This is a genomic window from Natrinema versiforme JCM 10478 (assembly GCF_000337195.1).
Classification (GTDB): Archaea; Halobacteriota; Halobacteria; order Halobacteriales; family Natrialbaceae; genus Natrinema; species Natrinema versiforme.
Genome location: NZ_AOID01000029.1, coordinates 115,050 through 127,765, shown reverse-complemented (window position 1 = coordinate 127,765; position 12,716 = coordinate 115,050). Strand labels below are relative to the sequence as shown.

General features: G+C 67.3%; 16 protein-coding genes. 12 read left to right on the top strand and 4 right to left on the bottom strand.

Going from position 1 to position 12,716, the window contains the following annotated elements; translation table 11 throughout:
* Position 1: 1 nt before the first annotated feature.
* The 5 genes from cobT to C489_RS10370 all read left to right on the top strand — a co-directional run bounded on the left by cobT (position 2) and on the right by C489_RS10370 (position 3,991).
* Positions 2 to 1,066, top strand: coding sequence for a nicotinate mononucleotide-dependent phosphoribosyltransferase CobT (cobT, locus tag C489_RS10390; RefSeq protein WP_049890773.1), 1,065 nt, complete (start codon positions 2 to 4; stop codon positions 1,064 to 1,066).
* Positions 1,056 to 2,111: a pyridoxal phosphate-dependent aminotransferase gene (locus tag C489_RS10385; RefSeq protein ID WP_006431202.1), complete on the top strand. Its 1,056-nt coding sequence runs from the start codon at positions 1,056 to 1,058 to the stop codon at positions 2,109 to 2,111. Before cobT ends, C489_RS10385 begins: the two co-directional genes overlap by 11 nt.
* Positions 2,111 to 2,890 (top strand): adenosylcobinamide amidohydrolase, encoded by a 780-nt coding sequence (locus C489_RS10380; RefSeq protein ID WP_006431201.1) that lies wholly within the window; start codon positions 2,111 to 2,113, stop codon positions 2,888 to 2,890. Before C489_RS10385 ends, C489_RS10380 begins: the two co-directional genes overlap by 1 nt.
* Before the next feature lie 274 nt (positions 2,891 to 3,164).
* Positions 3,165 to 3,617, top strand: coding sequence for a hypothetical protein (locus C489_RS10375; protein WP_006431200.1), 453 nt, complete (start codon positions 3,165 to 3,167; stop codon positions 3,615 to 3,617).
* A gap of 137 nt (positions 3,618 to 3,754) precedes the next feature.
* Complete coding sequence (locus C489_RS10370) at positions 3,755 to 3,991, top strand: hypothetical protein (protein WP_006431199.1); 237 nt, start codon at positions 3,755 to 3,757, stop codon at positions 3,989 to 3,991.
* Between the two features lie 183 nt (positions 3,992 to 4,174).
* Here C489_RS10370 and C489_RS10365 read toward each other — a convergent pair whose 3' ends face one another.
* Positions 4,175 to 4,414, bottom strand: a complete 240-nt coding sequence (locus C489_RS10365) for a hypothetical protein (protein WP_006431198.1) — start codon at positions 4,412 to 4,414, stop codon at positions 4,175 to 4,177.
* A 210-nt stretch (positions 4,415 to 4,624) separates the two neighbouring features.
* Between C489_RS10365 and C489_RS10360 the strand changes: the two genes are divergently transcribed.
* From C489_RS10360 to C489_RS10350, 3 genes are all read left to right on the top strand, one after another.
* Positions 4,625 to 5,386, top strand: coding sequence for a fumarylacetoacetate hydrolase family protein (locus tag C489_RS10360; RefSeq protein WP_006431197.1), 762 nt, complete (start codon positions 4,625 to 4,627; stop codon positions 5,384 to 5,386).
* A gap of 269 nt (positions 5,387 to 5,655) precedes the next feature.
* A complete protein-coding gene (locus C489_RS10355) occupies positions 5,656 to 6,168 on the top strand; it encodes a YkgJ family cysteine cluster protein (protein ID WP_006431196.1) in 513 nt (170 codons plus the stop codon).
* Positions 6,169 to 6,303: 135 nt separating this feature from the next.
* On the top strand, positions 6,304 to 6,588 hold the full coding sequence (locus C489_RS10350; RefSeq protein WP_083902798.1) for a translation initiation factor eIF-1A: 285 nt from the start codon (positions 6,304 to 6,306) through the stop codon (positions 6,586 to 6,588).
* Positions 6,589 to 6,704: 116 nt separating this feature from the next.
* Here C489_RS10350 and C489_RS10345 read toward each other — a convergent pair whose 3' ends face one another.
* A complete protein-coding gene (locus tag C489_RS10345) occupies positions 6,705 to 7,403 on the bottom strand; it encodes an SDR family NAD(P)-dependent oxidoreductase (protein ID WP_006431195.1) in 699 nt (232 codons plus the stop codon).
* Between the two features lie 39 nt (positions 7,404 to 7,442).
* Between C489_RS10345 and C489_RS10340 the strand changes: the two genes are divergently transcribed.
* The 4 genes from C489_RS10340 to C489_RS22170 all read left to right on the top strand — a co-directional run bounded on the left by C489_RS10340 (position 7,443) and on the right by C489_RS22170 (position 11,240).
* Positions 7,443 to 9,092 carry a phytoene desaturase family protein gene (locus tag C489_RS10340; RefSeq protein ID WP_338041762.1) on the top strand — a complete coding sequence of 550 codons (1,650 nt, stop codon included), beginning with the start codon at positions 7,443 to 7,445 and terminating at the stop codon, positions 9,090 to 9,092.
* Between the two features lie 85 nt (positions 9,093 to 9,177).
* Positions 9,178 to 10,050, top strand: coding sequence for a prenyltransferase (locus C489_RS10335; RefSeq protein WP_006431193.1), 873 nt, complete (start codon positions 9,178 to 9,180; stop codon positions 10,048 to 10,050).
* Complete coding sequence (cruF, locus tag C489_RS10330; protein WP_006431192.1) at positions 10,043 to 10,963, top strand: bisanhydrobacterioruberin hydratase; 921 nt, start codon at positions 10,043 to 10,045, stop codon at positions 10,961 to 10,963. The genes C489_RS10335 and cruF overlap by 8 nt, the downstream gene beginning before the upstream one ends.
* A 115-nt stretch (positions 10,964 to 11,078) precedes the next feature.
* Positions 11,079 to 11,240, top strand: coding sequence for a hypothetical protein (locus tag C489_RS22170; RefSeq protein WP_006431191.1), 162 nt, complete (start codon positions 11,079 to 11,081; stop codon positions 11,238 to 11,240).
* A 52-nt stretch (positions 11,241 to 11,292) separates the two neighbouring features.
* Here the strand turns inward: C489_RS22170 and C489_RS22165 are convergent, their stop codons facing one another.
* Positions 11,293 to 11,445: a hypothetical protein gene (locus tag C489_RS22165; RefSeq protein WP_006431190.1), complete on the bottom strand. Its 153-nt coding sequence runs from the start codon at positions 11,443 to 11,445 to the stop codon at positions 11,293 to 11,295.
* Between the two features lie 72 nt (positions 11,446 to 11,517).
* Entirely contained in the window at positions 11,518 to 12,468 is a 951-nt protein-coding gene (locus C489_RS10325; protein ID WP_006431189.1) for a phytoene/squalene synthase family protein, read from the bottom strand.
* Positions 12,469 to 12,716: the final 248 nt, after the last annotated feature.

Genomic DNA, 12,716 nt, shown 5'->3' with positions numbered 1-12,716 from the left:
GATGCGGCTGCTCCTCCCCGCCGGAACGACCGAGACGGCCCTGATCGACGGCATCAGCGCCGCCGGAGCCGCCCCCGAACTAATGGAACACACACCCTCGGCGGACGTCGAGATCCTCGAGTACGGGGAGCCCGTCATGTCCCCGGTGACGCCGGTGAGCCCGAACGGCTGTCCGACGCCCGCGGCCGTGACCCGCGCGGTGCGGGAGGTCGTCGACTTCGACGTGTCCGTGATCGATGCGGGACTCACCCGGTCGACGGCCGCGCCGACGGTCGACCTCGGCGGGAGTCCCGGCACCGATATCCGCGACGAAGCGGCCGTGCCGGACGCACACGCCGCCTTCGACCGCGCCTACGACTACGGCGCGGGCCTGCCGGACGACCGGGTCATGATCGGCGAGACCGTCCCCGGCGGGACGACGACCGCGCTCGGCGTCCTCACCGCGCTCGGCGAATCCGCCGGCGTCTCCTCGTCGCTGCCGACGAACCCGATCGAGCGCAAACGGCGGGTCGTCAACGAGGCGCTGGCCGCGAGCGACCTCGAGCCGGGCGACTGTGCGGGCGAGCCGCTCGCGGCGATCGCAGCCGTCGGCGATCCCGTCCAGCCGACGGTGGCCGGAATCGCGGCCGGTGCGCTCGAGTCCGGGACCGACGTGACGCTCGCGGGCGGGACCCAGATGGTCGCCGTCGCTGCCGCCCTGCGCCACGCCGGGATCGACGCGCCGCTGTCGATCGCGACCACCTCGTTCGTGGCCGACGAGCAGGGCGAGCGGCTCCCCGAGGCCTGCGAACGGTTCGACTGCGATCTCATCGTCACCGACCCCGGCTTCGACGACCGCGAACACGTCGCGATGGCCCGCTACTGCGCCGGCGAGGCCAAGGAGGGCGTCGGCATGGGCGGCGCGCTCTCGCTCGTCCCCGACGGCGAGATGGACGCAGTCAGGGACCGGCTCGAGGCGGTCTGTACCCGCCTCGGAATCGACGGTGACGTGGACGACGGCGAGAACGAATCGAACACCGAGCGCAACGCTGGCGACGGCGCGTCGGAGGGCGACCGTGAACCCTGACTCGATTCGAACCGGATCGCGGGTCCCCCACGGCGGCGAGACGGACCGCGACCTGCTGGACTTCTCCGCCAACACCAACCCGCGAACGCCCGACGGCGTCGGGGACGTATATGCGGCCGCACTCGAGGAATCCCGTCGCTATCCCGACGACGACTACCCCGACTACCGGGCCGCCGCGGCCGCGTTCGTCGGCTGCGATCCGGCGCGGGTGATCCCCACGCCCGGCGGGCTGGCCGCGATTCGCCTCGCGATGGAAGCCGCGCTCGAACCGGGCGACGAGGTGCTCGTTCCGTACCCGAGCTTCGGCGAGTACGCCCGCGAGGTCGAGCTACAGGGAGCCGAGCCGCGGTTCGTCCGCTACGACGACCTGTTCGAGATGGGGCCAACCGTGCTCGAGGCGTGTGCCCTCGCCGTCGTCTGCACGCCGAACAATCCGACCGGCGACGCGGTCGATCCGGACACGCTCGAGGCGTTCGCGGCTCGGTGTGCCGACGCCGACACGACGCTGCTCGTCGACGAGGCGTTCCTCGGCTTTACCGACCGCCCGTCCGCGGCCGAGTTCGAGCGGGAGAACGTCGTCGTCGCGCGCTCGCTCACCAAACTGTTCGGTCTGCCGGGGCTCCGCGCCGGCTTCGCCGTCGCGTCGGGCGAGCGCCGGGACGCGCTCGCGACGGCACGACGCGCGTGGTCGCTCGGGACGCCCGCGGCGCGGGTCGGTGCCCACTGTCTGCGACAAGCAGAGTTCGTTCGCGATACGCGCGCTCGCGTCGCGCTCGAGCGCGAGCGGATGCGCGACGCGCTTGGCGAGCGATTCGATGTCCATGAATCGGACGCGCCCTACCTCCTCTGTGACGTCGGCGACCGCGACGTGGCGACGGTGATCGATGACGCGCGGGCGGCCGGCGTCGCGATCCGCGACGCGACAACCTTCCGGGCGCTCGACTCCCACGTCCGGGTCGCGGTCAAGGACCGCGGGGCGAACGACCGGCTGCTCGCGGCGCTTGGCGTACGCAACCGCGAGGACGCTAACGGCGAGACCGAGTGATGACCGACGCGGACACGGATCGGGACCCGGAGTTCGATGTTGTCCGACGGGACGGCGTGCTCCGCGTTCGCCGGCCGAACACGGAATGGCTCTCGACCGGCTGGAACGGCGGCCGCCGCGTCACGGACTGCGCGTACAACATCTCGGTTCCTGAGGGCTGGGACCGCACGGATCTCGAGGCCTACGTCGACGACCGCCTCGAGCGAGCGGGGTTCGAGACGCCCGCTTCGGAGACGGCCAGCCCGGCACTTTTGACCGGCGTCGACGTCGCCGATGCGCGCGGCGCTCGCCGCGGTCCCGTGACGGCCTACGCGACCGCCGGGATGTCGAACCCCGCCGCGTTACCGGTCGAGTCGCGTTCCGCGGCGTCTGGCGGTGACGGACCCGAAGCCGACGAATCCGGACTCGAGCAGGGCCGAGGAACCGTCAACGTCATCGTGGGGACGACGCGGGCGCTCGCGCCGGGCGCGCTGGCGAACCTGATCGCGGTCGCCGCGGAGGCGAAGGCGGCGACGCTCCTCGCCGAAACCGGGTTTCCGGGCACGACCACCGACGCGGTCATCGTCGGCCACGACCCGGATGGACCGCAGACGGAATTTTCGGGGAGCGGCACCGAGGTCGGTGCGGCGACGCGGGCCTGCGTGCGAGACGCCGTTCGGGCGTCGCTCCGGGCCCACTACGCCGAGCGTGACTCGGATGCTCCAGACTCGGTCGTCGACGCGCCCTACGGGGTTTCGACGGCCGAGCGCGCCGACGTGTTTCGGCCCCCGCTCGAGTGACCGGCGGGAGATGGATAGCGACGGTTCGGAGGCGGCTACAAAACGCCGACGTACTGCAGGCCTGCGATCAGCAGGATAGCTACGATCAAGACGAGTTTCAGTACCCAGGGTGGAACGTCCTTCCGGATTCGGAGGGCCCAGTCCATACGGCAGCATGTCGTTTTAGTCACAATAATCTTCGGACGAGGTTCGAGTGCGAAATATCGATCACATCCGTCACACGGCGGCGGTTCGAACCAGACAGTTAACCCGCCTCGAGACCAACCGGCGGCCGATGGGAGATCCGTCAGGCACCGACGACCAGTCGGGCGAGGACGACCCGGGAGCGATTCGCTCGATCGCGCTGTCGCCGGACGACGCCGTCGACGCATTCGTCTACGGCCGGGAGAACCCCGGTGACGCCGTCCTCCGGGTAACCCCGCCGTTTCACGGCCGGATGCGCGCCCGGATCCACGTCTACCGCGTCGACGACACCGAACTGACCGGCGCGATCCACCTCTCGCCGACCGAGATCATCGCGGACGAGGTCGTCGCGGACTATCCCGACCTCGAGTCGGCGCTTGCCGACGCGGATGCGGCCGATCCGGACGCGACCGATCGCGCCCGCGACCGCCACGTCGAGGCCGTCGAGGAGTGGCAAGCGCGGGCCCGCGAGGCGATCGTCGACTCGGTCGCGCTCGAGACTGACGACGGCCCACACCGCGTCGAACTCAAACCGCTCGGGTAACGCGGGCGACGGGTCCGTGACTCGCGATCGGTCGTATCCGGACAACCGGCGTCACTTCTCGAGGCATCCGCTCTCCCGTACTTTCACTTTCACTCCAGACGGGTCAGTTTGACGTACTATCAGTCCAACTGAGAGGTATGCAACTGGCCGTCGAGGGGACCGACGAACGACGCGACCGCGATGAGGGGAGCAACCGACACGCATCTCGGTCGACCGGCGACCGCGCGGACCATCGACAGGGAGAGCGCCGGCGGATCGACGTCTCCGATCTACACGCGGCGGGAATCGACGAATTCGTGCGCTCGAACGTCGACACCGACGACGTCTCGCTCGAACACCGCGGCGGCCGAACGTACCTGTTGATCGAGGACTGACCCCGCTGTACCCGCCGTTGTGTGGCCACTCGAGTCGACCATTGCGCGAGCGGAGCGACGGCGTCGGATCGCTCTCGAGCAGGCCCGAACTCGCCCGTTCGATGGCCGTTCCGGCAGTGGCAGTGCTCTCCGTCGGTTCGGTCCGAAAAGAGGTGGCTCGTGTGTTTTCGTCGGCACCGCCGCTTAGAGGCGCTGGAGGTGGACTTCGTCGTCGGTGATCGACTCGACGTGGTCGTCCTCGAGCGGATAGGTATCCTCGTCGCTGTCGCCCCAGCCGAGTTTCGATTTGATCGTGTCTGTCATTCCGGGATCGGCATCGATGTGGGCGGTCCCGCCGCTGACAGACTGGACGATGCCGATCTCGTCGCCGTTGGCGTTGACAACTCGTTTTCCCTCGTCGTCGTCGGTGAAGTGTGCGGACATGTAGTTCCCGATCCGCCCGACAGGCGGGTATAGACTGTCCCTGCACCTGCCCGGCGGTCGCGATCCGAACCCGACGGCCCTGCTAGCCGCCGCTCGAGGCCCGTTCGAGGATCGGAACCGCCCCAGACTGACCTCCTCCGCGATGGTCCCATCGATGTCGTCTCGAACGGAATCGGTACCACTAATCCGCCGGAACCGAGACCGCCGACAATGAAACTCGCGCGGATCGCGACGGACGACGGACCGGTCGCCGGACGGTACGAGGACGGCGTCGTGCACACCGACGACGGCGTCTACGAGGTCGAATCGGACGCGGACTTTTTACCGCCCTGCGAGCCCTCGGCGCTGTACTGCGTCGGGCGCAACTTCGCCGAGACCCTCGACCAGATGGAGTACGAACGACCCGATGAACCCGATTTCTTCATCAAGCCGCCCGCGTCGCTCGTCGGCCACGAGGACCCGGTCCCCTACCCCGGGTTCAGCGACGAAGTGACCTACGCGGGCGAACTCGCGGCCGTCATCGACGAGCCCTGTCGAAACGTCTCGGAAGCCGAGGTGTCCGACGTCGTCCGCGGCTACACGATCCTGAACGATATGGACGCGCTCGACCAGGGCGGCCGCACGGCCCGCAAGGCGTTCGACGCCTCCGGCCCGCTCGGCCCGTGGATCGAAACCGCCGTGGATCCGACCGACATCGAGATGTACACCGACGTAGCCGGCGAGCGCCGCCAAGAGGCGAACACCGAACTGATGCTGTTCGAGCCCGCCGAGATCGTTTCCTTCCTCTCCCGCCGCTTTACCTTCCGTCCCGGCGACGTGATCTCCTTCGGCAGCCCCGCCAACCCCGGCCTCGTCGACCCCGGCGACACCGTCGAAATTACCTACGAGAGGGTCGGCACGCTCCGGAACACGATCGTCGACTCGAGCGAGCGGGACAGGCTGGCGCTCGAGGACGACACGGTTCGCACGTAGAACAGCGAACTGGGACGTGGAACAGCATCCTGACCGATCCACCGCCGGGCGGGACTGAAAGGGGCTGACGCTCTCGAGGAGGGTTCGCGACGCAAGCACTGGACCGGGGGAGCGAACGTGTGAGCGACCGAGGGAAGGGCGCAGCGAGCGACACGACTCGAGAGCGTCAGGGGCTTTCGAAGTGGTTATCGAGACCCCCTCGTGAACAGCGCCACTACTCGTGGAGACGGGTAGAAAGGCACTTCACGGAGACCACCCACCGACGACACGTGAGCGCTGACGCCACGCGACGCGTCGAAGTCTATCCCGACCGCGAGGTCGTCGTCGAGTTCGATCCCGAACTCACGTTCGAGTGCGTCGACGACTGCACGTGGTGTTGTCACCACGGCGTGCTCCTCTACGATCGGGATCTCCTCGAGTTGGCCCAGCGGGCGAACCTCGCCGACACGACGACGGAGTTCCGCGGTGAGAAGTTCGTCACCCGCGAGGGGAAAGACCGCGACGACCACGTCGCCGAGGACGGGTCGGCCTGTGCGTTCCTCCGGGAGGACGGCCTCTGTTCGCTGCATCTCGAGGAGGACTGGAAACCCACCCGGTGTTCGGTCTTCCCGCTGGGGGTCTGGCTCGAGGACGGCGACCTCCACGTCGATATTCGAGAGTCGGCCCACGAGCACTGTGAGGGATTGAACGTCAGCGAGCGAAGCGTTATCGACAATCTCGAGGCCTTTCTGCCGGAATTACTGTGGGAACTCGAGAACCCGGACTCGGACCGGGAACTCTAATCGGTCTGGCTGCGGTCGAGACGAGCTGGCGACCGTTCAGTCGAGATCGCTGACTGATACATAGACAAACAACACTGTGGGGAGAGATACCATGTCTCTCCAAGCGTTTAAAGGGCTGCCGCACGTAGTAAACCTGTGTCAGAAGACTCCGGGCGACGGAACCTCCGTATGCCCAACAGCGATGAAGTATTCGCCGTCGTAACCGAACACCTCGGTGGCAACCACGTTCGCCTCCGCTGTGAGGACGGCGAGGAGCGACTCGGCCGCATTCCGGGTCGCATGAAATACCGGACCTGGATCGAGCAAGACGACATCGTCGTCGCCGAGCCGTGGGACTGGCAAGACGAGAAGGCCACCATCGAATGGCGCTACACCGGCCAGGACGCAGATCAACTGCGTCGCGAAGGCCACATCGATTGATCCCCGGTAGCGGGTTCGCTTCCAACTAGATTTCTCCGCAAGACTGTTCGCGTAGTGGATACGCTCGTCGACTCCTCGAGTCCGCTTAACTGAACCCCGCTGCTAGTCGCCTCGCATCACCGGGTCGCTTGCTTCCACTCCCGAAGTCCGACGATTTCCCCGTCGAGCGTCGTCGGGTCCGCCTCGGTCGCCGCCCAGACGAACATCGGCGCGACGGAGTCCGGGCCGCGGCCGATCTCGCCCGAGAGCGCCGTCGCGACGGTACCGGGATCCAGACAGCCCACAACGAACTCGGTGTCCGCGGCGAATCCGCGAGCCACCGCCTTCGCCGTCGCCTTCGAGATCGCGTAGGAGCCGTACCCCTCGGTTCCGTCTCGAGCGACCGAGCCCGTCGGCACGAGCACTCGCGCGTCGTCGGTCAGGTGCGGCAGGGATTCCCTGATCGTCGCGTACACGCCGCGGCCGTTCGTCCGCCAGTGGTCGTCGAAGGCCGAATACGATTCGCCGTCGGTCGGGGTCTGCCCCGGCTCGCCGTGGTAGATACCCGCTGCGGGGACGACGACGTCGATACCGGACTCGGGTCCCGCCCGCGAGGCGGTCTCGGTCAGCCGTTCCACGTCGTACTCGTCCCGTACATCGGTCCGATGGCCGCCCGCCGTTCCGCCCGCGTGCTCGAGGGCATCGACGGTCGTTGCGACCGCGTCGGCGTCTCGAGCGCCGACGACGACGGTAGCACCTTCGGTCGCGAACGCCTCGGCGACGGCGCGGCCGATGCCGCGTGTGCCGCCGGTCACGACGACTGTCGTTTCGTCCATAGGAGCCCTACGGGTCCGAGCTACAGGAAGCCACCGGGGATGGCGGGGCTTCGACTCCGACCGACGAACCGCCGCTTCGATCGCCCCACGGACGGCAGCCGAGCCGACGCCGTGACCCTCCCCGATAACCGGTCGGATCCCCTACCTATGTATGAGACATGTTTAACAGCGGCCCGATACTCACGGTCGACCATGGAATCGCTGGCCGGTGAGTCGGTCGTCGTAATCGGTGGCGGCATCGGTGGGCTCTCGACGGCCTGTTATCTCGCGGACGCGGGTGCCGACGTGCGCGTCATCGAGAAGAACGAACAGGTCGGCGGCCGGGCGAGCCGCCTCGAGAAGGACGGTTTTCGGTTCGACATGGGGCCCTCGTGGTATCTGATGCCCGATGTCTTCGAGCGGTTTTTCGCCGATTTCGGCCGGACGCCGAGCGAGTACTACGACCTCGAGCACCTCGATCCACACTATCGGATCTTCTTCAAAGACGGGGATCAGGTAGACGTGACGCCGGACCTCGAGCGCACGAAAGCCGTCTTCGAGGAGTACGAGGACGGCGCGGGCGACGCCTTAGAGCGCTACCTCGAGAAGTCAAAGGAGAACTACGAGGTGGGGATGGAACACTTCGTCTACGAGGACCGCGAGCGCCTGCGGGACTACATCGACCTCGACGTGGCCCGACAGGTCCGCGGCCTCTCGCTTCTGGGGTCGATGCAGGGCCACGTCGAGGGTTACTTCGACCATCCGAAACTCCAGCAGATCATGCAGTACACGCTGGTGTTTCTGGGCGGCTCGCCGACGAACACGCCGGCGCTGTACAACCTGATGAGCCACGTCGATTTCAACCTCGGCGTCTGGTATCCCGACGGCGGCATCGGTGCGGTCATCGACGGTATCTCGGAGTTAGGGGGCGAACTCGGCGTCGAGTACGACACCGATCGCCCGGCGACGGAAATCAAGGGCCGCACGGGCGGGTTCGAAGTCGAGACCGCAACGGGGCCCGTGCAGGCCGATCTGGTCGTCAGCAACGCCGATTACGCCCACACCGAGCAGGAACTGCTGACCCCCGAACGGCGCGGCTACGACGCCGACTACTGGGACGAGCGGACCTACGCCCCCTCCGCGTTCCTGCTCTATCTGGGCGTCGAGGGCGACATCGACGACCTCGCCCACCACACGCTCGTCCTGCCGACCGACTGGGAAGCCCACTTCGACCAGATCTTCGAGGACCCGCAGTGGCCCGACGATCCCGCCTACTACTGCTGTGTCCCCTCCGAAACCGACGACGACGTCGCGCCCGACGGCCACAGCGCCCTGTTCGTCCTCGTGCCGATCGCGCCCGGCCTCGAGGACACGCCCGAAATCCGCGACGAGTACCGCGACCGCGTCCTCGCCGACATCGCCGCAAACACCGGGACCGATCTGCGGGACCGGATCGTCCTCGAGGAGCGGTTCTCCGTCGCGGACTTCGCCGATCGGTACAACAGCTACGGCGGCACGGCGCTGGGACTGGCCCACACTCTCCGCCAGACCTCCCTCTTCCGGCCGCCGCATCGATCGACGGAGGTCGACGGGCTCTACTTCGCGGGCGGCGACACCACGCCCGGGATCGGCGTCCCGATGTGTCTCATCAGCGGCGAACTGACCGCCGAGAAAGTGCTCGCGGACCACGGGGACGGGAGCCGACCGTGACTGAGCTGCGACGGGACGGTCGGGACGAATGGACCGATCGACCGGCCCATCGAACCGACCGCACCGTACGCTCGAGCCCCCATCGATGACCCCGTCGCCGCCAACCGAGGGGGAGGCGAGCGTCGGCGGGCGACTGTCGTACCTGCTGACGCTCTCGCGGCCGCGATTCTGGCTGTACCTCGCGGGCCCCGTTCTCGTGGGGGCGGCCTACGCCGCGACGACGGTCGGCGACCTGCTCGCGCCCGCCGCGATCGCGCTGTTCGCCTACTTCCTCCTGCCGGCGAACGTCTTCCTCTATGGCATCAACGATATCTACGACCAGGAGATCGACGCGGCGAATCCGAAGAAAGAGGATCGGGAGGCGCGCTATCGGGGACAGCGATACGTTCCTGCGGCCGTCGGGCTCTGTGCCGCGCTTCCGTTGCTCTTTGCCCCCCTCGTCGGAACGGCCGCGATCCCGTGGCTCGTCGCCTTCCTCGTCCTCGGGGCGGCCTACAGCGCCCCGCCGGTCCGGTTCAAGACGACGCCGCTGCTGGACTCGGTGTCGAACGGGCTCTACATCACGCCGGGCGCGGCCGCCTACGCCGCCGTCACCGGCGCGCAGCCGCCGGTTCTGACCCTCGCAGGCGGCTGGCTGTGGGCCATGGGGATGCACACCTTCTCGGCGATCCCTGATATCGCACCCGACCGCGAGACGGGGATTCGAACGACCGCGACGGTGCTCGGCGAGCGACGAACCTACGCCTACTGCGGTGCGTGCTGGCTCGCGAGTGCGGCTGCCTTCGGCGCGCTTGATGTCCGGCTGGGCGCGCTCATGCTCGTATACCCCGCGCTCGTGGCCGCGATCGCCACCGCGAGCGTCGCCGTCGACCGCGCCTACTGGTGGTTCCCCGCGATCAATACCGTCGTGGGGGCGTTCCTGACGATGGGCGGCCTCTGGAGGCTGTTCTATGGCTAGAGAGCCGGATCGCTCGTCCTCGAGTACGAATTCAAATCGGGGACTCGAGGGGGACGATCTCGACGCAGACGGCACCCGAGCCGCGGTGCAGCGTCGACTCGAGGCGCTCGTCCGCGAGAACCGATTCACGATCGCGGTCGTCTTCCCGATCGTCGGCGCGGTGACGCTGGTCGGGAGCGCCGAGGGATGGCTCCCCGACCCGCTGGCGTACAACCCGCTGTTGATCCTGTTCGGGACGCTGGTGATGCGCTCGCCGCTCGTGGTCGCCCTGCTGCCGCGGATCGACCGCCGGGCGGTCGCCGTTCTCGCCGTCTTGACCGGCTACACCTACGCCATCGAATTCGTGGGCGTGCAGACGGGCTGGCCCTACGGCGTGTTCGAGTACGGAATCCGGCTCGGGCCGATGGTCGGCGGCGACGTGCCCCTCGCGCTGCCGCTGTTTTTCGTCCCGCTGGTGTTGAACGCCTACCTGCTCACGCTGCTGGTCCTCCGCGAGCGGGTCGGACACGTCGTCCCTCGATTGCTCGCCGCTATCGCTACTGTCATCGCAGTCGACCTGGTGCTCGATCCCGCGGCCGTCGCGATCGGGTTCTGGACGTACGTCCCGCCGGGGGGCTACTACGGCGTTCCCGCCTCGAACTACTGGGGCTGGCTCCTCTCGGGAACCGTCGCCGTCGTCCTCGTCGAGCTGGCGTTCGACCGCGCCCCGTTGCTCGAGCGCGTTCGGACCTGCGAGTTCGCGCTGGACGATCTGGTGAGTTTCGTCCTGCTTTGGGGCGCGATCAACGCCCTCTACGGCAACTGGCTGCCCGCCGGCGTCGCCGGCCTGTTCTGTCTCGGCCTCCTCCGGACCGAGCGGTACGATCTCGAGGCGATTCGGACGGCGCTGCCGACGGGACGGTCCCGGCGGTGAGGGGAGTCGAGTCGGTCGCGCTCGGGAGGGACAAGCGCGACGCCGAAGGTCTCGGAAACTGACGGGAGGAACATGCCGGCGGTCCGTTTTTCCACTCAAGGCGTGTTATCAACCTATGGCTACCAGAGAACCGATCGAGTGCCCGGTCTGCCGGGAACCGCCGGCCGCCGATCAGCAACTCGAGGAGCACCTGTTCGCCGACCACTCAAAGCGCAAACTGGCGAAGTTCATCGTCGCCGAGACGACTGCGCTGACCACCGACGACATCTCCGAGTAGCCCGCGGCGGCGACCCGCACGGTCTGGGCCGCGGGCGGGGATCGACGGTCGATCAGACGAACAGACTCGAGATGACGTCGCCGAAGAGGAGCAACAACACCACGGCGGCGACCGTCAGCGCGAGCCACACGCCGAGGCCGACTGCCGTCGTTTTCGCCATCTGTCGTTCCTCGTCGAGTGCGTCGGAGTTCGCTTTCGTGGACATAGCTCGACGTTCGGTCGCGGGGACAACGAACGGATAGCCACTATATCGTGGGGATTGATATGCGGCCGATCGCTACCGGGTCGGAACGCCGTCGCCGTGTTCCGGACCCAGTCGATCGCGCTCGCCGGCCGGCACCGCCGAGACCCGCTGAAACACCGCCTCGGGGTCGCGGTTCCAGTGCCAGTGCCAGCGCGTCTTGGCGAGACACCACAGCTTCCGAGCCGTCGATAACGACGGCTCCTGGGAGAGCACGTCGTACTCCTGTGCGCGGATGACGGCGTGGTGTTCCGCGTAGAGGACCGCGGCCAGCAAGACCGGGAGCTGGCAGTCCTCGGGCAGATACCGGATGCCGGCCACGCCCTCGCGGTAGAGTTCCTCTGTCCGCTGGAGTTCGGCAGCCATCGCCGCCGCGAACGACTCGGAGTGCTCGAGCCGTTCGATCTGGGCGGGGTCGACCCCGTGGTCTCGGAGCGTCTCCAGCGGAACGTAGATCCGATCGCGCTCGATGACGTCCTCGCGAACGTCCCGGAGGAAGTTCGTCATCTGGAACGCTTCACCGAGTTTGACCGCGTGGGGCAGGGCGGTCTCCGCTTCCTCCGGCTCCATGATCGCGGTCATCATCACGCCGACCGAAGCGGCCGAGCCCCGCATGTACGACTCGAGCTCGCCGTAGGTGTCATACCGGCTCGTCTCGATGTCCGTCGCCATCGCGTCGATGAACGTCTCGATCTCTGCGTCATCGATCCCGTATTGTTCCCGGAGTTCTTGGAACGCCTCGAGCACCGGATCGTCGGGCTCGCGCTCGCCGAGCGCCTGTGCTCGGAGGTCCTCGAGCTGGGCCCGCTGTGTCTCCGGCGAGACGTCGTCGGCGTCGTCGACGACTTCGTCCGCGATCCGGAAGAACGCGTAGAGGACGTGGGTTGCGTGTCGCACTCGCTCGGGAAGAAACCGCGTTGCGAGATAGAACGTCTTCCCGGTTCGTTTCTGTATCGCCTTGCCCGCGTCGATGTGTTCCTGTTGCATTCTCTCCTCGTTGACCCTGCCGATGGCGACCGGATGTCTCTCATACGACAGACGCATATAAAATAACATCCCCTCACTATGTTCAGTCGGCCGCTATCGGCGGTGACAACCGCGGTGACCGTCGCTGAAGCGGCCACAGGTGCCGATCGCGAACCTGTCGTTCTATATAACTATAACGCCAGCAAACATTTATATAGCCCTTCGTGGACCATCCCCACGGAGATCAGGCGTGCCGGGATACTGAGCCG

What these genes read in the sequence shown, in the direction of transcription:
- cobT (WP_049890773.1), top strand. Translation starts at nt 2, where the DNA reads ATGCGGCTGCTCCTCCCCGCCGGAACGACCGAGACGGCCCTGATCGAC.
- C489_RS10380 (WP_006431201.1), top strand. Translation starts at nt 2,111, where the DNA reads ATGACCGACGCGGACACGGATCGGGACCCGGAGTTCGATGTTGTCCGA.
- C489_RS10375 (WP_006431200.1), top strand. Translation starts at nt 3,165, where the DNA reads ATGGGAGATCCGTCAGGCACCGACGACCAGTCGGGCGAGGACGACCCG.
- C489_RS10370 (WP_006431199.1), top strand. Translation starts at nt 3,755, where the DNA reads ATGCAACTGGCCGTCGAGGGGACCGACGAACGACGCGACCGCGATGAG.
- C489_RS10365 (WP_006431198.1), bottom strand. Translation starts at nt 4,414, where the DNA reads ATGTCCGCACACTTCACCGACGACGACGAGGGAAAACGAGTTGTCAAC.
- C489_RS10360 (WP_006431197.1), top strand. Translation starts at nt 4,625, where the DNA reads ATGAAACTCGCGCGGATCGCGACGGACGACGGACCGGTCGCCGGACGG.
- C489_RS10345 (WP_006431195.1), bottom strand. Translation starts at nt 7,403, where the DNA reads ATGGACGAAACGACAGTCGTCGTGACCGGCGGCACACGCGGCATCGGC.
- C489_RS10340 (WP_338041762.1), top strand. Translation starts at nt 7,443, where the DNA reads ATGGCGGGGCTTCGACTCCGACCGACGAACCGCCGCTTCGATCGCCCC.
- C489_RS10335 (WP_006431193.1), top strand. Translation starts at nt 9,178, where the DNA reads ATGACCCCGTCGCCGCCAACCGAGGGGGAGGCGAGCGTCGGCGGGCGA.
- cruF (WP_006431192.1), top strand. Translation starts at nt 10,043, where the DNA reads ATGGCTAGAGAGCCGGATCGCTCGTCCTCGAGTACGAATTCAAATCGG.
- C489_RS22170 (WP_006431191.1), top strand. Translation starts at nt 11,079, where the DNA reads ATGGCTACCAGAGAACCGATCGAGTGCCCGGTCTGCCGGGAACCGCCG.
- C489_RS22165 (WP_006431190.1), bottom strand. Translation starts at nt 11,445, where the DNA reads ATGTCCACGAAAGCGAACTCCGACGCACTCGACGAGGAACGACAGATG.
- C489_RS10325 (WP_006431189.1), bottom strand. Translation starts at nt 12,468, where the DNA reads ATGCAACAGGAACACATCGACGCGGGCAAGGCGATACAGAAACGAACC.